We start from the raw sequence: 24828 nt of genomic DNA, 5'->3' as shown, positions 1-24828 counted from the left end.
CCGGGAACCCGCTAGGGTCACTCATCGTTGCGAACAGTAACCGAATGGCGACGGTGTGCAGGAAAGCACCCGGGTCCTTCGGGGCGGCAGGCGCTTCGACGGCCTGTTGGGACTATCCGATAGGGCAGGGCTTGGGGGTGCGGCTAGCATGACCGGGTCGGTAGCAGGCGGTACACGGGTGCCGTCGCGCGCAAAACAGGTGGGCTATCCGGCAGGAGGGCGGGTCGTGGTGCAGAAAGCGAAGATCCTCCTGGTCGACGACCGACCGGAGAACCTCCTCGCGCTGGAGGCGATCCTCTCAGCGCTGGACCAGACGCTGGTGCGCGCGGTCTCCGGTGAGGAGGCGCTCAAGGCGCTGCTCACCGACGACTTCGCGGTGATCCTGCTGGACGTCCAGATGCCGGGCATGGACGGCTTCGAGACCGCCGCGCACATCAAGCGCCGCGAGCGCACCAGAGACATCCCGATCATCTTCCTGACGGCGATCAACCACGGCCCGCACCACACCTTCCGGGGCTACGCGGCCGGCGCGGTGGACTACATCTCCAAGCCGTTCGACCCCTGGGTGCTGCGCGCCAAGGTCTCCGTCTTCGTCGATCTCTACGTGAAGAACTGCCAGCTCAAGGAGCAGGCAGCGCTGCTGCGGCTGCAGTTGGAGGACGACCGGCAGGGCCGCGACCGCTCGGAGCCGCTGCTGACCGAGCTCTCCGCGCGGCTGGCCTCGGTCGAGGAGCAGGCCGAGGCGCTGACCAAGCAGCTGGGCGACTCGCCCGACGCCGGGGCGGCGGCCACCGCGGCCCACCTGGAGCGCAAGCTGGCCGGCCTGCGGGCGGCGCTGGAGGCGCTGCGCCCCGGCGCGGATCAGGCCTGAGGGGATTTCAGCCCGCGGCTGCGCCGGCCGGGTGACTTCGGATCGCGCCGACGGTGTGTCGCAGTGCGTCCGCGACACGCCAGGGTCATGACGGTCGGTCATGTGTCCACGGCTCAGGGCCGCCGGTAGGCTCTGGTGCCATGGCCCCACGGACGCCCGGCAGCACCGCACGCACCACGAGTCCGGGACCGGCGAAGAAGGCCGCCCCGGCGAAGAAGTCCGCGACCCGCAAGCCGGCCGCGAAACCCGCTGCGAAGCCGGCCGGGAAGGCGTCCGCCAAGGCAGGCCCGGCCAAGCCGGCCGGGAAACCCGCCGGCAGGCCCGCCGCGCGCAAGGCGGCCGCGAAGCCGGCCGCCCCCACCCCGGCCCCCGCCAGGTCGAAGCAGCCCATACTCTTCCGCGCCGTCCGGGCCTGCTGGTTGGGCCTGGCCCACAGCATCGGCGCGGTGTTCCGCGGCGTCGGCGACGGCGCCAAGGGGTTGCACCCGGTGCACCGCAAGGACGGCCAGGCGCTGCTGCTGCTGGCGCTGGCCCTGGTCACCGCGGCCGGCACCTGGTTCAGCCCGCAGGGCTGGCTGGGCGGCGTGGCCACCAGCGTGGTCAGCGGCCTGTTCGGGCGCATGGACGTGCTGATCCCGCTGCTGCTCGCGGCGATCGCGATCCGGCTGATGCGCCACCCGGAGCTGCCGGAGGCCAACGGACGGGTCGCCATCGGCCTGAGCACCCTGGTGATCGGCGTGCTCGGCCTGATCCACATCGGCTGCGGTGCCCCGGGGATGCAGAGCGGTGCGACCCGGATCCGGCAGGCTGGCGGCATCCTCGGCTGGGCCGCCTCGACACCGATGATGGCCGCCGCCGGCCCGCCGCTGGCGGTGCCGTTGCTGCTGCTGCTGACCTTCTTCGGCCTGCTGGTGGTCACCGCCACCCCGGTCAACAAGATCCCCGAGCGGCTTCGGCTGCTCGGCGAGCGCCTCGGCGTGGTGGAGCCCGCGTCGGTGGACGAGCTGGACGGCTACGGCGAGTACGACGAGTTCGGCGAGTACGCCACCGGCGACCGCGAGCTGTCCACCGAACCGCCGGAGGACGCCGACCCCGACGCGCTGCCCTACACGGTGGAGGAGGACCCGGACGACGAGGTGGGCGCCCGGCGCCGCCGGCGCGGGCGCCGCAAGCAGGTGGACGAGCCGGAGCTCGCACCCGCCGTGCCGGACATGTTCCTCAAGGACCCGTTCCAGACCCGCGACCTGGCCGCCGGAGTGGCCGCCGACCTGGACGGCGCACTGCTGCACGGCGTGCCGGCCTCGCCCGCGGTGGCCAGCATCATGCACCAGGTCCAGGACCGCACCGCCGTGCCGGAGGAGCCGGCCGTTCCGCCGGCGCGCACGCCGGCGCCCGGCTCGCCCGGCGATCCGGCGGCCCCCGAGCACGGCGAGGCGCCGAGCCGGATGGAGCAGCTCCAGCTGCACAGCGGGGGCGGCTACGTGCTGCCCTCGCTGGACCTGCTGGAGCGCGGCGGCCCGGGCAAGACCCGCAGCGCGCTGAACGACCAGGTGGTCGCCCAGCTCACCTCGACCTTCGCCGAGTTCAAGGTCGACGCGAAGGTCACCGGCTTCACCCGGGGGCCGACGGTCACCCGCTACGAGGTGGAGCTGGGCCCGGCCGTCAAGGTCGAGCGGATCACCGCGCTGGGCAAGAACATCGCCTACGCGGTGGCCAGCCCGGACGTGCGGATCATCAGCCCGATCCCGGGCAAGTCCGCGGTGGGCATCGAGATCCCCAACGGGGACCGCGAGATGGTCAACCTCGGCGACCTGCTGCGCTCGCGCAGCGCCGCCGAGGACAGCCACCCGATGGTGGTCGGCATGGGCAAGGACGTCGAGGGCCACACGGTGCTCGCCAACCTGGCCAAGATGCCGCACATCCTGGTCGCCGGCGCCACCGGCGCGGGCAAGTCCTCGTGCATCAACTGCCTGATCACCTCGGTGCTGGCCCGGGCCACCCCGGACGAGGTGCGGATGGTGCTGGTCGACCCCAAGCGGGTCGAGCTGACCGCCTACGAGGGCATCCCGCACCTGATCACCCCGATCATCACCAACCCCAAGAAGGCCGCCGAGGCGCTGCAGTGGGTGGTCCGCGAGATGGACCTGCGCTACGACGACCTCGCGGCCTACGGCTTCCGCCACGTGGACGACTTCAACGCCGCGGTCAAGGCCGGCAAGGTGACCCCGCCGCTGGGCAGCGAGCGGGAGCTGACGCCGTACCCGTACCTGCTGGTGATCGTCGACGAGCTGGCCGACCTGATGATGGTCGCCCCGCGCGACGTCGAGGACTCGGTGGTCCGGATCACCCAGCTGGCCCGGGCCGCCGGCATCCACCTGGTGCTCGCCACCCAGCGGCCCTCGGTGGACGTGGTGACCGGCCTGATCAAGGCCAACGTGCCCTCCCGGCTGGCCTTCGCCACCTCGGCGATGGCCGACTCCCGGGTGATCCTCGATCAGCCGGGCGCGGAGAAGCTGATCGGCAAGGGTGACGCGCTCTTCCTGCCGATGGGTGCGAGCAAGCCGGTCCGGATGCAGGGCGCGTTCGTCACCGAGGCCGAGATCGCGGCGATCGTGCAGCACTGCAAGGACCAGCTGACCGCGGTCTACCGCGACGACGTCACGGTCGGCGGCGGCCCCAAGAAGGAGATCGACGAGGAGATCGGCGACGACCTGGACCTGCTCATCCAGGCCGCCGAGCTGGTCGTCTCCACCCAGTTCGGTTCGACCTCGATGCTGCAGCGCAAGCTGCGGGTCGGCTTCGCCAAGGCCGGCCGGCTGATGGACCTGATGGAGTCGCGCGGCATCGTGGGGCCGAGCGAGGGGTCCAAGGCCCGCGACGTGCTGGTCAAACCGGACGAACTGGACGGGGTGCTGGCCATCATCCGCGGGTAGTGCTCTGAAGGGGCGTCAGCGGTCCTGTGGGGCCGTTGGTGCGCCTGGGCAGAGGGCGCGCGTTCGGTCGAACTCCGGTTGAGAAACGATTCGCCCCCGCCCCTAGACTGTGTCCTCAGCAGGTGGCTCCGCTCGAAAGGCGCGCCCAGTGACCATCGGCAAGTCTTCCCACCGCGACCACGGCCGATCCTCCGACGCCCGCTCGGCCGAGACCGACAGCGCGGCCGGCCCGCAGCCCGGCGCCGTCTCGGATGCTGCACCGACCATCGGCCGGGTGCTGGCCGATGCCCGCCTCGCCGCCGGGCTGACGGTGGACGAGGTGAGCGCCAGTACCCGGGTCAGGGTGCCGATCGTGCACGCGATCGAGGAGGACGACTTCAGCCGCTGCGGCGGCGACTTCTACGCTCGCGGGCACCTGCGCTCGCTGGCCCGCGCCGTTGGCGCCGACGGCGACGCCCTGGTGGCCCGTTACGACGAGCTCCACGGCACCGCTCCGGTGGTGCTGGCCCCGGTGGCCAGGCTGGACGCCAAGCGGATCCGGCCCGACCGCGGCCGAGCGACCTGGACCGGCGCGATGCTGGTGGCGATCGCCGCGGTGGTACTGCTGATCGTTTTCAACCTGTTCAGCAGCAGGCCCGCCAAGGTCGCGGCCGGTGCCGCCTCCTCGCCGTTGCCCAGCGTCGCGGCCTCCGCTCCGCCCTCGTCCAGCGCCTCGCCCGCCCAGCCGCCGGCGCCCGCGCCGAGCGTGGCCCCGATCGCCGCCGCGCCGGCCGACAAGGTGACCGTGAAGCTGGTCGCCGAGGGCGGCACCAGCTGGGTCTCGGCGCTGGACGGCGACGGCAACTCGCTCTTCCAGAACGACATGGACGACGGCTCGAACCAGACCTTCACCGATCCCAAGCAGATCAAGCTGGTGATCGGCAACGCGGCGGCCGTGCACCTGTACGTCAACGGCAAGGATCTGGGTCCTGCGGGCAAGGACGGGCAGGTGGTGCACCTCACCTACACCCCCGGCGACCCGCAGGCCGGCTAGCCGGCGCGGCGCCCCGAGCCATCCGATCATCGCCGCGCGGCCTCCGGGGGAAACGACACCGGGGGCCGCGCGTTAATCTTGGCCCTATGCCTGAACGCCGTACTGTCGCACTGGTCACGCTCGGATGCGCCCGCAACGAGGTCGACTCCGAGGAACTCGCCGGGCGACTGGAAGCCGATGGCTGGCAACTGGTCGACGACGCGAGCGAGGCGGACGTCGCCGTCGTCAACACCTGCGGCTTCGTCGAAGCCGCCAAGAAGGACTCCGTCGACGCCCTGCTGGAGGCCAACGACCTCAAGGGCCACGGCCGCACCCAGGCCGTGGTGGCGGTCGGCTGCATGGCCGAGCGCTACGGCAAGGAGCTGGCCGACGCCCTGCCGGAGGCCGACGGCGTGCTCGGCTTCGACGACTACACCGACATCAGCGACCGCCTGCAGACCATCCTGTCCGGCGGCCACCACGCCCCGCACCTGCCGCGCGACCGCCGCAAGCTGCTCCCGCTGACCCCCGTCGAGCGGCAGGCCGCCGCGGCCGAGGTCGCGCTGCCGGGCCACGGTGCACCGGAGGACCTGCCCGAGGGCGTGGCCCCGGCCTCCGGGCCGCGCACCCTGCGCAAGCGGCTGGACGACAACCCGGTGGCCTCGATCAAGCTGGCCTCCGGCTGCGACCGGCGCTGCTCGTTCTGCGCCATCCCGGCCTTCCGCGGCTCGTTCATCTCCCGCCGCCCCTCGGACGTGCTGAACGAGGCCGTCTGGCTGGCCGAGCAGGGCGTCAGCGAGGTGGTCCTGGTCAGCGAGAACAACACCTCGTACGGCAAGGACCTGGGCGACATCCGCCTGCTGGAGACGCTGTTGAGCGAGATCGCGGCCGTCCCCGGCATCGAGCGGGTCCGGGTCAGCTACCTGCAGCCCGCCGAGATGCGCCCGGGCCTGATCGAGGCGATGACCTCGACGGCCGGCGTGGTGCCCTACTTCGACCTGTCCTTCCAGCACTCGGCTCCCGCCGTGCTGCGCCGGATGCGCCGGTTCGGCAACACCGACCAGTTCCTCGACCTGCTGAAGACCATCCGGGACACGGCCCCGCAGGCCGGTGCCCGGTCCAACTTCATCGTCGGGTTCCCGGGCGAGAGCGAGCAGGACTTCGCCGAGCTGGAACGGTTCGTCACCGAGGCCGGGCTGGACGCGATCGGCGTCTTCGGCTACTCGGACGAGGACGGCACCGAGGCGGCCACCTTCGAGGGCAAGCTCCCCGAGGACGTGGTGGCCGAGCGGCTGGCCAAGCTGTCCCGGCTCGCCGAGGAGCTGACCGCGCAGCGTGCCGAGCAGCGGATCGGCACCGAGGTGGAGGTGCTGGTGGAGGCCGTCCTGGTGGCGGAGGACGACGGCGAGCAGCTGATCGAGGGCCGCTCGGCGCACCAGGCGCCGGAGACCGACGGCCTGACCACGTTGATCGGCGCGCCCGAGGCCGAGGTCGGCCAGTACTACCGGGCCCGCGTGGTCGCCAGCGAAGGCGTCGACCTGGTCGCCGAGGCGATCGAGCTCGTCCGCAAGGCGGCCGCGGCATGACCGGCGGGCCGGGCAGCCCGGCAGCGGCCCGCCCGGCCCAGCAGGGGACGGCGCAAGTTGCGGTGCCCCCGCTGTGGAACCTCGCGAACCTGCTGACCATGCTCCGGCTCGCCCTGGTGCCGGTCTTCGCGTTCCTGCTGTTCGCGGACGGCGGGCACGACCCGAAGTGGCGCGCGGTGGCCTGGGCCTCGTTCGCGATCGCCATGATCACGGACCTGTTCGACGGGGAGATCGCCCGGCGCAAGGGACTGGTCACCGACTTCGGCAAGATCGCCGACCCGATCGCCGACAAGGCGATCATGGGCGCCGCGCTGATCGGCCTCTCGGTGCTGGGCGATCTGCCGTGGTGGATCACCGCGGTGATCCTGGCCCGTGAGCTGGGCATCACGCTGCTGCGGTTCTGGGTGATCCGCTACAGCGTGATCCCGGCCAGCCGGGGCGGCAAGCTCAAGACCCTCACCCAGGGCATCGCGGTGGGGATGTACGTGCTGCCGCTGACCGGCTGGCTGGCCACCGGGCGTGCGGTGCTGATGGGGCTCGCGGTGGTGCTGACGGTGGCCACCGGGGCTGACTACGTGCGCCAGGCCGTCCGGCTGCGGCGCGAGGGCATGGCCCGGGAGAGGCAGGCTCGATGACCGAGTACGTTCCGCTCGCCGAGCGGGTGCACGCCGAGTTGCGGACGCTGGGCGCCACGGTGGCGGTCGCCGAGTCGCTGACCGGTGGTCTGCTCTCCGCGCAGCTGGTCGAGGTCGCCGGGGCCTCGGAGACCTTCCGCGGCTCGGTCACCGCCTACGCCACCGAGCTCAAGGCCGCGGTGCTGGGCGTGGACGAAGGGCTGCTGGCGGTGTACGGGCCGGTCCACCCGGTGGTGGCGCGCCAGATGGCCGAGGGGGTGCGCCGACTGCTGGGCGCCACCTACGGGCTGGGCACCACCGGCGTGGCCGGGCCGACCGAACAGGACGGTCACGCAGTCGGCACAGTACATCTGGGATTCGCCGGTCCGGGGGGAACTGCGGTGAGATCGCCCCGGCTGTCGGGGGACCGTGCCACAATCCGACGCAAGGCGGTGGCGGGCGCGCTGGAGCTGCTGCTCGAGCGGATCGCCGTCGGGGCGGGCGCAACCGGCACCACACGCGTCAACTGAACAACGGCTGAACAGGCAGAATCCGGGAAGCCTTTTCATACAAGGGGCGTGCTGGCGCCCGGGGCGGGAACAACAGGGGAGGGCAGAGGCTTGCAGCCCAGAGTGAACACGACCACGGTCCCCGCACACGAAGCGGGCAAGGCGGTACGGTGGGGACGTGACATCTCGATCCGCAGTCCGAGGAGGGAGCCACCGATGATCCTGCTCCGTCGCCTCTTGGGTGACGTGCTGCGTCGGCAGCGCCAGCGCCAGGGCCGCACACTTCGCGAGGTGTCGGCCGCCGCACGAGTGTCGCTCGGATACCTCTCCGAGGTCGAGCGCGGGCAGAAGGAGGCCTCCTCGGAGCTGCTCTCCGCGATCTGCGACGCGCTTGACGTCCGGATGTCCGAGGTCATGCGCGAGGTGAGCGACGAGCTGTCGCTGGCCGAGCTCGCCGCGATGACCGCGCTCTCCGAAGACGGCCTGCTGCGTCCGGTGCTGGAGCCCGTGCAGCTGCCGGCCCCGGGTGAGCGGATGAGCTCGATCACTCCTAAGGCCGCTGCGGTGGACGTCGTCGCTGCCTGACCTCACCCTGCAAGAGGGGCTGAGTGAAGGAGCCGCACGTGCACCGGTCGACCGAGGACCGTTCCCCAGCTCGAATAGGCCAGACCGGTCGACGTAAGCCCTCGGCTGTGCACGGTCTGCGCCGCTGGGCGCCGGCCGTGCTGTTCGGCACCGTCGTACTCGGCACCCTCTGCTGGTTCCTGCTGCCGCAGACCGCTCGACCGGGCGGGCCGGGTGCACTCCTCGCGCTGCTCACCCTGGGCGGCTGGGGACTCGGGCTGCTCCCGGTGCACAGCGACCGGCGCAACCAGGGACCGGCCCGCCGGCTAGCCGCGCAGCCGCAGCCCGCGCGGGGTGGCGTGGAACCCGCCGGCCTCCAGCGCGGCGCCGAGCACTGAGCCCAGCGCGCTCTCGCCGTTCGTCCGCTCCACGGTCAGACCGCTCAGCAGGCCGCGCCGCGCCGCGTCGGCCAGCGCCTGCACCGCCGCCGTCAGCACCGCTTCGCGCTCGGCCCAGCAGAGCAGCGACTTGCCGCCGCGTTCCAGGTAGAGCGCGAGTTCGCCGTCGACCAGGACCACCAGCGCACCCGCCTTGCGGCCGGGGCGGTGGGCGCCGGACTGCGCACCCGGTGGCTCGGGCCAGGGCAGCGCCGCCCCGTACGCGTTGGCCGGGTCGGCCGCGGCCAGCACCTGCGCCTGAGGCCGGGCCTGGGAATGGGCCTGGGGCGACTGGCGGGGCGCACCGATCGGCGTCGCGCCGGTGGCCGCGGGCCAGCCCGTGGCGTCGAGGCGCTCCAGCCGGCCGTTGACCGAGCGGAGCCGGTCGACCGCGCCGTCCAGCGCGAACTGCGCACCGCCCAGCCCCTCGACCAGGTAGCCGCGGCGGGCCCGGCCGCGCTCCTCGAAGGCGGCCAGCACCCGGTAGACCGCGGCGAAGCCGCCCTGGATCCGCTCGGCCTGCACGGCGCCCCGGGTGAGCACGCCGTACCGGTCCAGCAGCACCTGTGCCTGGGCGGCGGCCCGGGCGGTCGGCTCGGCGGGCTCGGGCAGCAGCGACCAGCGACCGCCCACCGTGGGGTCGGCGAGCCGGGCCGGTGTGCGGCCCAGCGCGCCGTAGCGGCCGCGCGGGACGCTGCGCGGCGCCCGGTGCGCTGTGGCGCCCGCCGTGCGGGCCGAGCCCAGCAGGGCCCGCACCGGGCCGAGGGTGTCGTTGGTGACCCGGCCGGCCCAGACCAGGTCCCACAGGGCGGCGGTCAGCTCCGGATCCGCGGCGTCCGGCACCTGCTCGCGCAGCTGGCGGAAGTTCAGCCCGTAGCCGCTGGCCAGCGCGGCCAGCAGCGCCTCGTGCAGGGGCGTGCGGGTGAGCGGGAGCGGCTCGGGGCGCACCAGATCGGCGCTCTCGCCCAGGTGCAGGCTGATCCAGCCGTCCTTGCCGGGCAGTGCACCGGCACCGGTCCAGCCGATCTCGCCGTCGGTCATCAGCTTGTCGAGCAGGCCGGGCCGGTAGTCGTCGAGCCGGCCCGGGAGCACCAGGCGCTCCAGCGCCGAGGCCGGCACGGCGGCGCCCTGGAGCTGCTCGACCACCCGGAACAGGCCGTCCTCGCCCCGCAGCTGATGGCCACTCAGGTGCTGCCACTGGGGCAGGAAGGCGGCCAGCGCCCGCGCCGGTACCGCCTCCACCTCCTGGCGCAGCGCGGCCAGCGAGCGGCGCCGCAGCCGGCGCAGCGCCTCGGCGTCGCACCACTCGGCCTCGCCGGTGCCGCCGGCCTCCACCGGGCGGAACTCGCCCGCCACCAGGCGTCCGGCGGCGGTCAGGCGCTGCAGCGCGCCGGTGACCACGGCGGTGCCGAGGCCGAACCGGGTGGCGGCCTGCTGGGCGGTGAACGGTCCGTTGGTGCGTGCGTGGCGGGCCAGCAGGTCGCCGAGCGGGTCCTTGACCGGCTCGGTGAACGCCTCCGGGATGCCCACCGGCAGCGGGGTGCCGAGCGCGTCGCTGAGCCGGCCGGCGTCCTCGATGGCGGCCCAGCGCTGCTCGCCCGCGATCCTGACCTGGATGGCCCGGCGGGTGGCCTGGAGTTCGGTGGCCCAGCCCGGCTCGGCGCCGCGCACGGCCAGCTCGGCGGTGCTGAGCGGGCCGAGCAGGCGCAGGGCGTCGGCGACGCCCTCGACGTCCTTGATCCGGCGCTCGGGGGTGAGCCGCTGCAGCTCGGCCTCCAGCTCGGCCAGCACCACCGGATCGATCAGCTCGCGCAGCTCGGCCTGCCCGAGCAGCTCGGCGAGCAGCCGGGAGTCCAGGGCGAGCGCGGCGGCCCGGCGCTCGGCGAGGGGCGAGTCGCCCTCGTAGAGGTACTGGGCGACGTAGCCGAAGAGCAGGGAGCGGGCGAACGGGGAGGGCTCGGGTGTGGTGACCTCGACCAGCCGGACGGCGCGCGACTCCAGGTCGCGCATCAACTCGACCAGCCCGGGGAGGTCGAAGACGTCCTGGAGGCACTCGCGGACCGCCTCCAGCACGATCGGGAAGGAGCCGAACTCGCTGGCCACCTCCAGCAGCTGGGCGGCCCGCTGGCGCTGCTGCCAGAGCGGGGTGCGCTTGCCGGGGCTGCGCCGGGGCAGCAGCAGGGCCCGCCCGGCGCACTCGCGGAACCGGGAGGCGAACAGTGCCGAGCCGCCGACCTGGTCGGTGACCAGCTGCTCGATCTCGGCGGGGTCGAACAGCGCGGCATCGGCGCCCACCGGCGCCTCGTCGGCCGGGGGCGCGTCGGGTGACGGGAAGTCGAGCAGGTCGGCGTCGGGCAGCCGGAGCACGATGCCGTCGTCGCCGTGCATCACCTGGGGGTCCAGGCCGTGCCGCTCGCGCAGCCGGGCGCCGAGCGCCAGCGCCCAGGGGGCGTGCACCTGGGCGCCGAACGGGGAGTGGATGACGATCCGCCAGTCGCCCAGCTCGTCGCGGAAGCGCTCGACCACGATGGTGCGGTCGTCGGGCAGGTGGCCGGCCGCCTCGCGCTGCTCGGCGAGGTAACTGAGCAGGTTGCCCGCCGCCCAGTCGTCCAGGCCGGCACCGAGCAGGCGCTCCTTCGCCTGCGGCTCGGGCAGCGCGCCCAGCTCGCGGACGAAGGCGCCCAGCGCCCGGCCCAGTTCCAGCGGGCGGCCCAGCGAGTCGCCCTTCCAGAACGGGAGCCGTCCGGGCACCCCGGGGGCCGGGGTGACCAGCACCTTGTCGTGGGTGATCTCCTGGATCCGCCAGGAGCTGGTGCCCAGGGTGAAGACGTCGCCGACCCGGGACTCGTAGACCATCTCCTCGTCGAGCTCCCCGACCCGGCCGCCGCCCTTCTTCGGGTCGGCGCCGGCGATGAAGACGCCGAAGAGCCCGCGGTCGGGGATGGTGCCGCCGGAGGTGACGGCCAGGCGCTGGGCGCCGGGGCGCCCGCTGACGGTGCCGGCGACGCGGTCCCAGACCAGCCGGGGGCGCAGCTCGGCGAAGGCGTCCGAGGGGTAGCGCCCGGCCAGCATGTCGAGCACCGAGTCGAAGGCGGACTGCGGCAGGGAGCTGAACGGCGCGGCGCGGCGGACCAGGGCGAGCAGCTCGGTCACGTCCCAGGTGTCGAGCGCGGTGATCGCCACCAGCTGCTGGGCGAGCACGTCCAGCGGGTTGCGCGGCACCCGCAGCGCCTCGATCTGCCCGGCCCGCATCCGCTCGGTGACCACGGCGGACTGCACCAGGTCGCCCCGGTACTTGGGGAAGACCACGCCGGTGGAGACGGCGCCCACCTGGTGGCCGGCCCGGCCGACCCGCTGCAGCCCCGAGGCCACCGAGGGCGGCGACTCGACCTGGACCACCAGGTCGACGGCGCCCATGTCGATGCCCAGCTCCAGGCTGGAGGTGGCGACCACGGCGGGCAGCCGGCCGGCCTTCAGATCCTCCTCCACCTGGGCGCGCTGCTCCTTGGAGACCGAGCCGTGGTGGGCCCGGGCCAGCACCGGGGGCGCGCCCTTGGCGACGCCGGACTCGGCCATCAGCTGGGCGGGGGCGTGCGACTCGGGCAGCGGCCCGCCGGTGGCCCGCTCGTGGGCGATCTCGTTGAGCCGGTTGCACAGGCGCTCGGCCAGGCGGCGCGAGTTGGCGAAGACGATGGTCGAGCGGTGCGCCTGCACCAGATCGACGATCCGCTCCTCGACGTGCGGCCAGATCGAGGCGGCCCTGGCCGGATCCGGCTCGCCGTCGGAGGGGGCGGCGCCGCGCGGGCCGCCGGGCGGCCCTTGCGCCGGGCCGGGGGAGAGCTCGCCCAGGTCGGCGACCGGGACCACCACGGAGAGGTCGAAGCGCTTGGCGGACGGCGGCTGGACGATGGCCGCCTCGCGCTGCGGACTCAGGAAGCGGGCCACCTCCGCCACCGGGCGGACGGTGGCGGACAGGCCGATCCGGCGGGCCGGGCGCTCCAGCAACTGGTCCAGCCGCTCCAGGCTCAGCGCGAGGTGGGCGCCGCGCTTGGTGCCGGCCACCGCGTGCACCTCGTCGAGGATCACCGTGTCGATGCCGCGCAGCGCCTCCCGGGAGGCGGAGGTCAGGAGCAGGAAGAGCGACTCGGGGGTGGTGATCAGGATGTCGGGCGGGTGGCTCTGGAACTTGCGCCGCTCGGGGGCGGGGGTGTCTCCCGAGCGGATGCCGACCTGCACCTCCGGTTCGGGCAGCCCGAGCCGGACGGCGGCCTGCCGCAGACCGGTCAGCGGCGCGCGCAGATTGCGTTCGACGTCGACGGCGAGCGCCTTCAGCGGTGAGATGTAGAGGACGCGCAGCCGCCGGCGGGGGTCGGCGGGCGGCGGGGTGCTGCTGAGGTGGTCCAGGGCGGAGAGGAAGGCTGCGAGGGTCTTGCCGGAGCCGGTGGGGGCGACCACCAGGACGTCGTTCTGCTCGCGGATGGCCGCCCACGCGCCGGCCTGGGCGCTGGTCGGGCCGTCGAACGCGGCCTCGAACCAGGCCCGGGTGGCCGGGGCGAAGCCGGCCAGCGGGTCGGGGTGGGGGTGCTGTTCCGCCATGCTCCCCATGGTGCCGCGTGCCACTGACAAGCAGGAGCGGACGGCGCCGAGGGGGAGCGCGGCGGAACAGCGGGCGGTGGGGCCGGTGCGGCCGGATGGCGGCGGCAGCCGTTCTGAAAAATGGTCATACAGGATATTCCGCTCATATGGTGATTCTTCGTGAGAGCACGGCTGTGCCACGTGAGGGCAGGCCGCGAGGAGCGGAGGACACCCGATGGCCGAGGTGCGGCTGGTCTCCCGTCGTCCGCTGCGCCGCCGGTGGCTGCTGCTGCGCAGTGCGCCGGCCATGCTCGCGGCGGCCCTGCTGCTGGGCGGCGCCGTCCCCTATCTCTCCGGGACCGACCAGGGCTACCTCAGCTACCTGGTGCTGGCCGACCGGCCGGACGGCCAGGGCTCGGCCGCCGCGCAGACCGAGGTGCGCGCGGCGGGCGGACAGGTGGTCCAGGACTACCCGCAGATCGGTGCCGTGCTGGCCTACGCCAACGAAGCCGGGTTCGCCGCCAGGCTGCGCGGCCGGCCCGGCATCGTCGCCGTCGGGGCGACCCGGACCGTGCCGGTGCCCGGGCCGCCCGGCGTGCTGGCCGGCTCCGGCGACTTCCGCCGCCCCGGCGGTGACGCGGCCGCGGCGTCCGGGACGGTCGAAGGGGACAACACCACGACTGTGCCCGACCCCGGGGAAAGCGGCGCCTGGAACCTCGCCATGATGGGCGGCGGGCAGAACTCCCCGCCCCAGGCGGGGCTGCTCGCCGGCACCGCGCCGAGCACCGCCGCACCGATCCACGCCGCGCCGAGCTCCGGCAGGCCGGCCCTCGGCATGCCGGCCCCGGGCGCGGTGACCACGAGCAGGGCGCTGCGCCAGGTCCTGGTGGCCGTGCTCGATTCCGGGGTCGACGACACTCATCCCGACCTGCGCGACGCGGTCAGCCCGGCCGACTCCGCCTCCTGCGCCGACGGCCGTCCCGACGCCCGGTTCGGCGCCTGGCGGCCCGACGGCGGGGTCGCCGAGAGCGGCCACGGCACCCATGTGGCCGGGCTGATCGGCGCGGCCCGGGACGGGCACGGCGTGGTCGGGGTGGCCCCGGGGGTGCGCATCGCGGCCGTGCGACTGCTCGGCCCGCTCGGGCAGTACTACCCGGAGAACATCGTCTGCGGGCTGCTCTGGGCCGCCGACCACGGGGCGGTGGCGGTCAACGACAGCTACTTCGCGGACCCGTGGAAGTACAACTGCCCCGAGGACCCGGACCAGGGCGCGATGATCCAGGCGGTGGGCCGTGCGGTCGCCTATGCCCAGCGCCACGCGCTGGTGGTCGCCTCGGCCGGGAACGACGCCCAGGACCTGGGCGCGGTGCGGGTCGACCAGCGCAGCCCGAACGACCGCGTCAGCGGCCCGGCCCGGGACCGCCGGCTCGGCACCGAGTGCGTCCGGCTGCCCGGCGAACTGCCCGGGGTGCTGTCGGTCAGCGCGGTGACCCGCAGCGGTGCCGTCGCGGCCTACTCGAACTACGGCGAGGGGCGGATCGCGCTGGCCGCGCCGGGCGGCGATCCGGACGGCGGGCCGGACGAGGCGATCGTCTCGGACTGGCCGGGCGGGCGGTACGCGGCGCTGGCCGGCACCTCGATGAGCGCCGCGGAGGTCACCGGCGCGATCGCGGTGGCCGCGGCGCTGCACCCGGGCTGGGGACCGGAGCGCCTGCACGAGCTGCTGCTGTCCCAGGCCCAGGCGAACTGCCCCGTCGGCCCGGGCGTCTGCCGGGACCGCGCGACCTACGGCGCGGGGATCGTCGCACTGCCGCACTAGGGCTTGTCGGACGGATCTCGCCGGGCCTCGGGGGCGGGTGGGGCTCGGGGATACTGGGCGGCATGAGGCTGACCGAGTTCTGGCGACGGATGGACGAGCACTTCGGCCCGGGGTACGCGGAGTCGTTCGCCCGTGACCACGTGATGAGCGAGCTCGGCGGTCGCACGGTGCACCAGGCGCTGGACGCGGGGTGGGAGGCCAAGGACGTCTGGCGGGTGGTCTGCCAGGTGATGGGGGTGTCCGCGCGACTGCGCTGATCGGCGTGGTGCGACCGCGTCGTAGGCGTTCGGGTGCGGGCGTGATATCGAACAGGTGTTCCCTATACTGGGTTTCCCGGCGAGTTTTCCACAGGCCGAGCCCGTCCGGAGCCGATTGTCGGTGGGACGCGCTAGCGTCGAGGACGATGAAGCGCACAGCACAGAACCCGAGGGTGGAAGCCATGGCAGGCACGGACCGCGAGAAGGCTCTTGAGACCGCACTCGCCCAGATTGAGCGGCAGTTCGGCAAGGGCTCGGTGATGCGTCTGGGCGACCAGTCCCGTGCCCCGATCGACGTGATCCCCACCGGCTCCACCGCGCTGGACGTCGCGCTCGGCGTCGGCGGGCTGCCCCGCGGCCGGGTGATCGAGATCTACGGCCCCGAGTCCTCCGGCAAGACCACGCTGACCCTGCACGCCGCGGCCAGCGCGCAGAAGCTCGGCGGCACCGTCGCCTTCGTCGACGCCGAGCACGCCCTGGACCCGGAGTACGCCCGCAAGCTCGGCGTCGACACCGATGCCCTGCTGGTCTCCCAGCCGGACACCGGTGAGCAGGCGCTGGAGATCACCGACATGCTGATCCGCTCCGGCGCGATCGACCTGATCATCATCGACTCGGTGGCCGCGCTGGTGCCGCGCGCCGAGATCGAGGGCGAGATGGGCGACTCGCACGTCGGCCTGCAGGCCCGGCTCATGAGCCAGGCGCTGCGGAAGATCGCCGGTGCGCTGAACCAGTCGAACACCACCGCGATCTTCATCAACCAGCTGCGCGAGAAGATCGGTGTGATGTTCGGTTCGCCGGAGACCACCACGGGTGGCCGGGCGCTGAAGTTCTACGCCTCGGTGCGCCTGGACATCCGCCGGATCGAGACCCTGAAGGACGGCACCGAGGCGGTCGGCAACCGCACCCGGGTGAAGGTCGTCAAGAACAAGGTCGCCGCCCCCTTCAAGCAGGCCGAGTTCGACATCCTCTACGGCCACGGCATCAGCTGGGAGGGTGGTCTGATCGACATGGGTGTCGAGCACGGCTTCATCCGCAAGGCCGGCGCCTGGTACACCTACGAGGGCGACCAGCTGGGTCAGGGCAAGGAGAACGCCCGCAACTTCCTGCGCGACAACCCGGCGCTGGCCGAGGAGATCGAGAAGAAGATCAAGGTCAAGCTCGGCATCGGCGTCGATCCCAACGCCGCCGCCGAGGGCGAGGTCCCGGCCCCGGCCCCGGCCGAGGCGGACGGCGCGGTCAAGCCGATCACGGCCACGGCGGCGAAGACGGCGGCGGCCAAGAAGACGGCGGCTGCGAAGGCCTGATCAGCGGATGAGGAACGTGTGGAGTCCGGGCGAAGGGGAGCGCCCGGACCGGTGGATGGTGGAGGCCAAGGGCGAGGAGGAGGGGGAGCGCCCCGACTGGGTGGTCAACGCCCGCGGACCGAGGCCCGCCGCCGAGGCCGAGCCGTCGGTGGCGAGACCCGTCGAGCCGTCCGACAAGCCGGTGCGCCCGCGGAGTTCGCGCCCGGTCGGCCGTCGGACCGAGCCTGAGGCCAGGCCCGGCCGGTCGGAGCAGCCGGACTGGGTGGCCGAGGCCGAGGCCGAGCTGGCCGCCGCCAGCACGCGGGGGCGCCGTCGGCGCTCCGGGCGCCCGGAGCGCGGGGCCGGGCCGACCGCCCCGCCGGCCGCGGAGGCCGATCCCGCCGCCCGGGCCCGCGACATCTGCCTGCGCCTGCTCACCGGTACCCCGAGGACCCGCGGGCAACTGGCCACCGCCCTGCGCAAGCGGGAGATCCCGGACGAGGTCGCCGAGGAGGTGCTCTCCCGTTTCGAGGAGGTCGGCCTGATCGACGACGCCGCCTTCGCCGCCGCCTGGGTCGAGTCCCGGCACCACGGGCGAGGACTGGCCCGCCGCGCGCTGGCCCGGGAACTGCGCACCCGTGGCGTCGCCGGCGCGCTGGTCGAGGAGGCGGTGGCCCAGCTCGACCCGGACGAGGAGGCGGCCACGGCCCGCGCCCTGGTGGAGCGCAAGCTGCGGGCGACCACGGGACTGGAGCGCCAGGCCCGGTTGCGGCGGCTGGTCGGCATGCTGGCCCGCCGCGGCTACTCCGAGGGCCTCGCCTTCCGGGTGGTGCGCGAGGCGCTGGACGCGGAGGGCGAGAGCACCGAGGAGCTGGAGGAGTGGTCGCTCGGGTCGGAGTGACCCGGCCCGGCCGACCGTCAGCTCATCGGGTGACGCCGCGTCGGCCCGGCCCGCGTGACGCCGAACCGGTGACGCGCGCCGACGCCCGGGACACCCTCAGACCGACTGCTCCGCGCCCGCCAACGGGGTGGGCCCGCCGCGCGCCCGGTCGGCCAGCGCCTGCAGGTCCTCGGCCTTGCAGCCCTGGGTGACCCCGACCAGGTGCCCGTCCGGCCGGATCAGCAGCACCGTGTGCGCGCCGGCCCCCGGGTACTCCTCGGTGACCAGGACCTCGGTCGGCACCGGCAGCGCGGTCGCCACCTCGGCCAGCCGGGGCATCAGCCCCGCGCCCATCCAGTGGTCGGCCGACCAGACCGCCGTGCCCGGTGCGACCAGCAGCAGCAGGAAGGTCGCGCCCAGCCGCGCGTACAGCTGGTCCGGCACGCCCTCGGTGGTGACCACCGGAAGGTTCGGCACCAGCACCCCGGGTGCCGTGGCCGGCAGCTGCTCGCTCAGCGCGGTGCCCCGCCCGCCCCCGCGCTGCACCGGCACCCCGGCCGCCCGCCCCGGCACGCCGGAGGGCGCCGCCGGATAGGCCGGTGCACCGCCGAACCGCCCGGTGCCGAGCAGCCCGTCGGTCAGCAGCGGCGCGTGCTTGCGGAACGAACCGGTCAGCAGCGAGCGCCGGGTCTGCTGCCAGCCGCGCAGCGGACGCAGCAGCGGCATCGCCTGGTCCACCGCGCGCAGCCGGGCCCCGACCGCCCCGCGCCGCTCCGCCTCGTACCCGTCCAGCAGCGACCCGCCGGGCTGTGGTCCGCCGACGTGCAGGTGCCAGGCGACCGCGAGCCGCCAGGCCAGGTTGTCCACGTCGCGCAGGCCGTCGGCCAGGTTCTGCATGCCGAGCGCGCCGTGCAGGTGGGCCGCGTCGCCGGCCAGGAAGCAGCGCCCGCTGCGGAACCGGGCGGCCAGCCGTTGCTGGGCGGTGTGGTCGGCAGCCGCGAGCAGCTCGTAGCGCGGCAGTTGGCCGCACCAGCCGGTCAGGGTGGCCTTGACCCGGGTCAGCAGGGTGTCGCCGGTGACCAGCCCGGGCCAGGTGGCGTGCGGGTCCACCGGCTCGCTGGGCGCGGGGCGCCCGATCGGCAGGCGCCAGTCCAGGCGCCACAGACCGTCCGGCAGCGGTCGGGCCGAGGCCTCGCGGTCGCCGCGCCAGGGCGGCTCGCGGTGCAGCCGGGCCTCGCCCGCGAACGGCAGGTCGACCCGGACGGTGGCGATGGCGTGCCGGTCCACCGCCGGGCGGCCGGGGAACCGGATGCCCAGCAGCTTGCGCACCGTCGAGCGGGCCCCGTCGCAGCCGACCAGGTGGCTGGCCCGCCACCAGGTGTCGGTGCCGTTCTGCGGGTGCCGGCCGCGCACGCTGACCCCGTCCTGGTCCTGGTCGATCTCCTCCACCCGGGAGTGCGGCACCAGCTGGATCAGACCGGTGGCGCTGGCCGCGTCGCGCAGCCCGCGCTGCAGCCGGTGCTGGGGCAGGTGGAGGACCGGATGGTCGGTCAGGTCCACCCCCAGGACCTCCTGGCGCCGCCGCCAGACGCTCAGCCGCTCCCAGCGCGCGGCGTCCGAGGTGGCACGCAGATAGCCGAGCCGTTCGAGGAAGGCGGTGCTCTCGGTGCCGAGCACGGCGCTGCGCGGTCCTTCGGGGCAGAGGCCGCTGCCCTGGTCGAGGACGATGCTCGGGACGTCGTGCCGGGCCAGCGCGAGCGCCATCGCCAGGCCCACGGGGCCGGCCCCGACCACGATCACCGGGTCCACGGACGGCCTCCGCGCCGGGGCTGTGGGCAGCGCGAGAGCGCTCCGGTGGCGGGGGGAGCGGCGCAGGTCCCGGGTGGTGTCACGAAGAGCAATGCAACAGAGTGCCTGGGAGTCCGTCAAGCAGCGGTCGGTGTGCGCCGGTTCGTGCCGCGGCGCCCGGAGGAGGCCCGGCCGGGCGGCTTTCGGCCATCGGGGGCCGATGGGCGGGAGCGGGAAATCCCTGGTGCGTCGGCCCTGCGGAACACATCCGAGCGGGCGGGGCGGCCGTCGGCCCGGTGATCCGGCCACTGGCGCCGAGGCCCGGCCGGTGGGTGGCACGGCGGGCGAAAACCATCTCATGGGTGACCACCAAGCCGGTCACCCCTTGGGGTGGACGCGGCATCGGGGGCTGTGGCCGGCGGAGCACGCAGCCCCCGATGAGCCGACCCTAGGGGTGAGCGTCGGCCGGCGTCAGGCGATCTGAGCGGAACTTGAGCATCACGAAAGGGCTACGTGCGTCCCGGGCTGCCCCCGAGGGGCTGGCCGCGGCGGTGCGCCGTGGGGGAGGATGGCCGCTCCGCCGGCACACCAGGGCTGCCGGCCGGTGCCTGCAGGGCGGGGAACCCGGAGCCGGGAGACCCGCGGAGCGGGGCCCCGGGGCGGGGCGCGTCGGAGCGGGAAACCAGAGATGGGAAAGGTGTGGGCATGCGGCTGCTGCTTGTCGAGGACGACGACCGGGTCGCGGCGGCGCTGGTCGCCGTCCTCAGCCGGCACGGCTTCCAGGTGCGGCACGCGCGAAGCGGGCACGAGGCGCTCGACGCGCTGGTGCCGGACGGCAGCGACCCGTACCGGGTGGTGCTGCTCGACCTCGGCCTGCCCGACCGCGACGGGTTCGAGGTGTGCAGCCGGATCAGGGCCGGCAGCGGGGTGCCGGTGATCATGGTGACCGCCCGGGCGGACATCCGCTCGCGGATCCACGGCCTCAACCTCGGGGCCGACGACTACATCACCAAGCCCTACGACATGGGCGAGCTGCTGGCCCGGATCCACGCGGTGGCCCGGCGCTTCCAGCCTGCCGCGACCACCCCCGCACCGGACGGCCCGGCGGCGCCCGCAGGGCCGGGCTCGCTGGAGTCCTGGGGGATCAGCATCGACCGTGAGCGCCGCCGGGTCAGCGTGGCGGGGCGGGAGGTGCCGCTCACCCGCAAGGAGTTCGACCTGCTGGCGCTGCTCGCGCAGAGCCCCGGGGTGGTCTACCGGCGCGAGCAGATCTTCAGCGAGGTGTGGCGCAGCGGCTGGGAGGGCAACGGGCGGACCCTGGAGGTGCACATCGGCTCGCTGCGCACCAAGCTCGCGCTGCCCGGCCTGGTCGAGGCGGTGCGCGGGGTCGGCTACCGGCTGATCCCGCAGTCGCCCGCCCCGGCGGAGGGCGCGGCGGTGCCTCCTCCCGCGGGGACCCGTCCCACCGGGACACGCCCCGCAGCGGCCCGCAGACCCGGGACGGCGGCCGGTGGTGCCGGTCCGGCCGCGCGCGGTGCGGGCGACCCGGCGGCGGGGACCTCCTAGGCATGCGCAACCGCCTGCTCGGCATCCTGCTGACCCTGATGGCCTGCGTGCTGGCGGCGCTGGGCGTCCCGCTGGCCGCCGCGATGGCCGCCGCCGAGCAGAGCCGGACCGTGGTGGACCGGATGGACGACGTGGCGCGCTTCGCCCAGGAACTGCCGACCCAGGGACTGCCCTCGCGCGGTGCGGTCGGCTCCGACCCCGCCGTGCCGACCGCCCTGGACGCGATCCAGCTGCACCAGCTGCAGTTGGAGGTCAGCCGCTACCAGGAGCTCTACGGGATAAGCATCGCGCTGACCCTGGCCGACGGCCGTCAGCTCGCCGTCGCGCCCGCGGACTGGCACCTGCCGACCAGCGGATCGGGCGGCGAGGCCGTCCAGGAGGCCCGGGACGGCCGGCGCAGCCACAACCCGCCGCAGGTCTGGCCCTGGACCCCGAACAGCACGCTGACCATCGCCTCGCCGGTGGTGCGCGACGGCGACGTGGTGGCGCTGGTGGTCACCCAGTCGCCGACCGGCCCGCTGCGGGCCCGGATCCTGCACCGCTGGCTGGTGCTGGGCGGCGGCGAGGCGATCGCGATGATCGCCGCCACGCTGCTCGCGGTCCGGCTGACCGGGTGGGTGCTGCGGCCGGTACGCACCCTGGACCGGGTCACCCACGACATCGCCACCGGGCGGATGAACGCCCGGGTCGCCTCCGTCAGCGGTCCGCCCGAACTGCGACGACTGGTCGGCTCGTTCAACGACATGGCCGACCACGTGGTGCTCGCCCTGGACCAGCAGCGGGCCTTCGTCGCCGACGCCTCGCACCAGCTGCGCAACCCGCTGGCCGCTCTGCTGCTGCGGGTCGAGCTGCTGGGCCTGGAGCTGCCCGAGCAGCACGAGGCCGAACTGGGGCAGGTCCGCGAGGAGGGTGCCCGGCTGGCCCGGGTGCTGGACGACCTGCTGGGCCTGGCCACCGCCGAGGGCAGCCGGCCCCAGCCGGAGCCGGTGGACCTGACCGCGCTGGTGCTGGCCAGGACCGACGCCTGGCAGCCGCTGGCCGCCCAGCGCGGGGTCCTGCTGGCCTGCGGCACCCCGCCGCTGGCCAAGGCCTGGGCGGATCCGATCGGCTTCGGTAGCGCGCTGGACGCGGTGCTCGACAACGCGGTCAAGTTCAGTCCCTCGGACAGCACGGTGGCGGTCACGGTGCGGGTGGGCAAGCACCAGGTGGCGGTGACGGTGACGGACAGCGGCCCGGGCCTCACCGAGGAGGAGCTGGCCCGGGTCGGCGACCGGTTCTGGCGCAGCCCCCGGCACCAGAACGCGGACGGTTCGGGCCTGGGCCTGTCGATCGCCCGCACCCTGCTGCTGGCCGGCGGCGGTTCGCTGGACTTCGCGCGGGCCGAGCCGGGGGGCCTGGCCGTGACGCTGAGCGTGCCCCGCCAGCGCGGCGACTGACCGCGCGGTGGCGCGGCGGCCCGGCCGGGGCCCGCCCTACGGCTTGGCGGAGCGGTAGTAGCGCTCGGCGCCCTCGGAGAGCGGCAGCGGGTCGGTGTAGACGGCGGTGCGCAGGTCCACCAGCTGCGCCGAGTGGACCTGGATGCCGATCCAGTCGCGGCTGTCGATCACGGCCCGGGTGAGGCCCTCGACCAGGCTCGAGTTCACGTCGGCCCGGGTGATCAGAAGGTTCGGCACTGCCATGGTGAGCACCGCCTGGCTGTTCGGGTAGACCCCGGCCGGCAGCACGGCGGTCCGGTAGGCGTCGGTGTCGCCGTTCTCCTGGTGCAGCTTGTCGGTCAGGCTGCCCAGCGGCACGATCCGGATCGGGAACTTGGTGGCCAGGTCGGTCAGCGCGGCGGTGGGCAGGCCGCCGGACCAGAAGAAGGCGTCCAGCCGCCCGTCGGCCAGTTGCGCGGCCGCGTCGCTGACCCCGAGCGTGTAGGGCGTGATGCCGGTGTCCGGGTCGATCCCGGCCACGTCGAGCAGTTGGCGGGTCACCAGGGTCACCCCGGACTTGGGCTCGCCGATCCCGACCCGCTTGCCCTTGAGGTCGCCGACCTGCTGGATCGGGGAGCCGGCGGGCACCACCAGCTGCATGTAGTCGTCGTAGAGCCGGGCGATGGCCCGCAGCCCGGTCTTGCCGGGGCCGGTGTAGTCGGCCACCGCGTCGGCGGTGGCGATCGCGAAGGAGTCCTGGCCGGAGGCGACCCGTTCCAGGTTGTCCACCGACCCCTCGCTGCTGTCCAGGCGCAGCTCGACGCCGGGCATCGCGGTGTGCAGGTAGGACTGCAGCAGCTGTCCGTACCGGTCGTAGACCCCCTCCTGGACACCGGTGGCGAAGCCGCTGACGCCCCTGGGGTAGCCGGACGGGCCGCGGCTGCTCACCCACCAGCCGCCGACCGAGCCCACCACGAGCAGCAGCGCGGCCAGCACCGGCCACAGCCGGGGCCGCAGGGCCGCACGCAGGCGATCGGTGGTCGACGTCATGCGGGGGATCCTGCCAGGTGATGCTGATGATCGGGAGGGGGGCGGTCAGGACGGCTCCGCCCGGCGGTCGCCCGGCTGCCCTTACCCTTGCTGCTGTGGGTATGGGAGAGAGCTTGCGAACTTACAAGGTCGTCACGCACGGCTGTCAGATGAACGTCCACGACTCCGAGCGGCTGGCCGGGCTGCTGGAGGACGCCGGATACGTGAAGGCCGACCAGGGCGGGGACCCCGACCTGGTGGTCTTCAACACCTGCGCGGTCCGCGAGAACGCCGACAACAAGCTGTACGGCAACCTCGGCCAGCTCGCGCCGGCCAAGTCGGCCCGGAAGGACATGCAGATCGCCGTCGGCGGCTGCCTGGCCCAGAAGGACCGCGAGACCATCGTGCGCAAGGCGCCGTGGGTCGACGTGGTCTTCGGCACCCACAACATCGGGCACCTGCCCGCGCTGCTGGAGCGGGCCCGGGTCGAGCGCAAGGCCCAGGTGGAGATCCTGGAGTCGCTGGAGACCTTCCCCTCCACGCTGCCCACCCGGCGCGAGTCGGCCTACGCGGCCTGGGTGGCGATCTCGGTCGGCTGCAACAACACCTGCACCTTCTGCATCGTCCCGGCGCTGCGCGGCAAGGAGGAGGACCGCCGCCCCGGCGACGTGCTCGCCGAGGTCGAGGCGCTGGTCGGCGAGGGCGTCATCGAGGTGACCCTGCTCGGCCAGAACGTCAACGCCTACGGGTCCGACCTGGGCGACCGCGAGGCCTTCTCCAAGCTGCTGCGCGCCTGCGGCCAGATCGAGGGCCTGGAGCGGGTGCGCTTCACCTCCCCGCACCCGCGCGACTTCACCGACGACGTGATCGCCGCGATGGCCGAGACCCCCAACGTGATGCACCAGCTGCACATGCCGCTGCAGTCCGGTTCGGACACCGTGCTGCGGGCGATGAAGCGCTCCTACCGCCAGGAGCGGTTCCTCGGGATCATCGAGAAGGTGCGCGCGGCGATGCCGGACGCCGCCATCTCCACCGACATCATCGTGGGCTTCCCCGGGGAGACCGAGGAGGACTTCGAGCAGACCATGCACGTGGTCCGCGAGGCCCGGTTCACCAACGCCTTCACCTTCCAGTACTCCAAGCGGCCCGGCACCCCGGCCGCCGAGATGGCGGACCAGGTGCCGAAGGCCGTGGTGCAGGCGCGCTACGAGCGCTTGGTCGCCCTCCAGGAGGAGATCTCCTGGGAGGAGAACAAGAAGCAGGTCGGCCGCACCCTGGAGGTCCTGGTCGCCGAGGGCGAGGGCAAGAAGGACGACCGGACCGACCGGCTCTCCGGCCGCGCGCCGGACAACCGCCTGGTGCACTTCAACCCGAGCTTGCGAGGGGTGAACGACGAGCACAGCACCCGGCCCGCCGAGCCGGTGCGCCCGGGCGACGTGGTGACCGTCGAGATCACCTACGCCGCCCCGCACCACCTGCTGGCCGAGGGCCCGGCGCTCGGTGTGCGGCGCACCCGTGCGGGCGACGCCTGGGAGAAGCGCACCGCCGCGCCCGTGGCCAAGCCGGCCGGGGTGATGCTCGGGCTGCCGACCATCGGTGCCCCGGCCCTGCCGGCCGCCGCACCGACCGGTGGCTGCTGCCCCACCGACTGACGTCCGCTCGGCCCTGCCCGGGCATCCGGCCCGGG

18 protein-coding genes are annotated in these 24828 nt (G+C 74.1%); 15 read left to right on the top strand and 3 right to left on the bottom strand.

Features of this window, described 5'->3' with window-relative positions; genetic code table 11:
- Positions 1–226 precede the first annotated feature (226 nt).
- The 8 genes from OG294_RS15125 (at position 227) to OG294_RS15090 (ending at position 8487) form a co-directional block, all read left to right on the top strand.
- Entirely contained in the window at positions 227–871 is a 645-nt protein-coding gene (locus tag OG294_RS15125; protein WP_327067032.1) for a response regulator, read from the top strand.
- 140 nt (positions 872–1011) lie between these two features.
- Positions 1012–3804, top strand: a complete 2793-nt coding sequence (locus OG294_RS15120; protein WP_327067031.1) for a DNA translocase FtsK — start codon at positions 1012–1014, stop codon at positions 3802–3804.
- Between the two features lie 148 nt (positions 3805–3952).
- Entirely contained in the window at positions 3953–4837 is an 885-nt protein-coding gene (locus tag OG294_RS15115; RefSeq protein WP_327067030.1) for a helix-turn-helix domain-containing protein, read from the top strand.
- A gap of 86 nt (positions 4838–4923) precedes the next feature.
- Positions 4924–6402 (top strand): 30S ribosomal protein S12 methylthiotransferase RimO, encoded by a 1479-nt coding sequence (gene rimO, locus OG294_RS15110; protein WP_327067029.1) that lies wholly within the window; start codon positions 4924–4926, stop codon positions 6400–6402.
- Positions 6399–7037 carry a CDP-diacylglycerol--glycerol-3-phosphate 3-phosphatidyltransferase gene (gene pgsA / locus OG294_RS15105; protein WP_327067028.1) on the top strand — a complete coding sequence of 213 codons (639 nt, stop codon included), beginning with the start codon at positions 6399–6401 and terminating at the stop codon, positions 7035–7037. Before rimO ends, pgsA begins: the two co-directional genes overlap by 4 nt.
- Positions 7034–7546, top strand: a complete 513-nt coding sequence (locus tag OG294_RS15100) for a CinA family protein (protein WP_327067027.1) — start codon at positions 7034–7036, stop codon at positions 7544–7546. Before pgsA ends, OG294_RS15100 begins: the two co-directional genes overlap by 4 nt.
- 195 nt (positions 7547–7741) lie before the next feature.
- Positions 7742–8110, top strand: coding sequence for a helix-turn-helix domain-containing protein (locus tag OG294_RS15095; RefSeq protein WP_184937956.1), 369 nt, complete (start codon positions 7742–7744; stop codon positions 8108–8110).
- Positions 8111–8217: 107 nt separating this feature from the next.
- Complete coding sequence (locus tag OG294_RS15090) at positions 8218–8487, top strand: hypothetical protein (protein WP_327067026.1); 270 nt, start codon at positions 8218–8220, stop codon at positions 8485–8487.
- Here OG294_RS15090 and OG294_RS15085 read toward each other — a convergent pair.
- Positions 8416–13122, bottom strand: coding sequence for an ATP-dependent helicase (locus tag OG294_RS15085; protein ID WP_327067025.1), 4707 nt, complete (start codon positions 13120–13122; stop codon positions 8416–8418). The two genes, OG294_RS15090 and OG294_RS15085, sit on opposite strands and share 72 nt — an antisense overlap.
- 214 nt (positions 13123–13336) lie before the next feature.
- Here OG294_RS15085 and OG294_RS15080 point away from each other — a divergent pair, with 214 nt between their 5' ends.
- The 4 genes from OG294_RS15080 (at position 13337) to recX (ending at position 17364) form a co-directional block, all read left to right on the top strand.
- The gene (locus OG294_RS15080) at positions 13337–14920 is read left to right on the top strand and encodes a S8 family serine peptidase (RefSeq protein ID WP_327067024.1); all 1584 of its coding nucleotides are present in this window, start codon (positions 13337–13339) and stop codon (positions 14918–14920) included.
- Positions 14921–14982: 62 nt separating this feature from the next.
- On the top strand, positions 14983–15177 hold the full coding sequence (locus OG294_RS15075; RefSeq protein ID WP_327067023.1) for a DUF3046 domain-containing protein: 195 nt from the start codon (positions 14983–14985) through the stop codon (positions 15175–15177).
- Positions 15178–15359: 182 nt separating this feature from the next.
- Positions 15360–16484, top strand: a complete 1125-nt coding sequence (recA, locus tag OG294_RS15070; protein WP_327067022.1) for a recombinase RecA — start codon at positions 15360–15362, stop codon at positions 16482–16484.
- A 148-nt stretch (positions 16485–16632) separates the two neighbouring features.
- A complete protein-coding gene (gene recX / locus OG294_RS15065) occupies positions 16633–17364 on the top strand; it encodes a recombination regulator RecX (RefSeq protein WP_442789331.1) in 732 nt (243 codons plus the stop codon).
- A 96-nt stretch (positions 17365–17460) separates the two neighbouring features.
- On the opposite strand, the gene OG294_RS15060 is transcribed toward recX, so the two are convergent.
- Entirely contained in the window at positions 17461–19152 is a 1692-nt protein-coding gene (locus OG294_RS15060) for an FAD-dependent monooxygenase (protein ID WP_327067020.1), read from the bottom strand.
- 684 nt (positions 19153–19836) lie between these two features.
- Here OG294_RS15060 and OG294_RS15055 point away from each other — a divergent pair.
- Both OG294_RS15055 and OG294_RS15050 read left to right on the top strand, forming a co-directional pair.
- The gene (locus tag OG294_RS15055; RefSeq protein ID WP_327067019.1) at positions 19837–20697 is read left to right on the top strand and encodes a response regulator transcription factor; all 861 of its coding nucleotides are present in this window, start codon (positions 19837–19839) and stop codon (positions 20695–20697) included.
- Between the two features lie 2 nt (positions 20698–20699).
- Positions 20700–22133, top strand: coding sequence for a sensor histidine kinase (locus OG294_RS15050; RefSeq protein WP_327067018.1), 1434 nt, complete (start codon positions 20700–20702; stop codon positions 22131–22133).
- A gap of 36 nt (positions 22134–22169) precedes the next feature.
- Here OG294_RS15050 and OG294_RS15045 read toward each other — a convergent pair whose 3' ends face one another.
- Complete coding sequence (locus OG294_RS15045; protein ID WP_327067017.1) at positions 22170–23162, bottom strand: TAXI family TRAP transporter solute-binding subunit; 993 nt, start codon at positions 23160–23162, stop codon at positions 22170–22172.
- A gap of 101 nt (positions 23163–23263) precedes the next feature.
- Here OG294_RS15045 and miaB point away from each other — a divergent pair, with 101 nt between their 5' ends.
- Positions 23264–24793 (top strand): tRNA (N6-isopentenyl adenosine(37)-C2)-methylthiotransferase MiaB, encoded by a 1530-nt coding sequence (gene miaB, locus OG294_RS15040; protein WP_327071552.1) that lies wholly within the window; start codon positions 23264–23266, stop codon positions 24791–24793.
- Positions 24794–24828 lie beyond the last annotated feature (35 nt).

The sequence above is a fragment of the Kitasatospora sp. NBC_01302 genome (genome assembly GCF_035976515.1).
GTDB lineage: Bacteria > Actinomycetota > Actinomycetes > Streptomycetales > Streptomycetaceae > Kitasatospora.
This window is presented reverse-complemented; position numbering and strand designations above follow the sequence as displayed.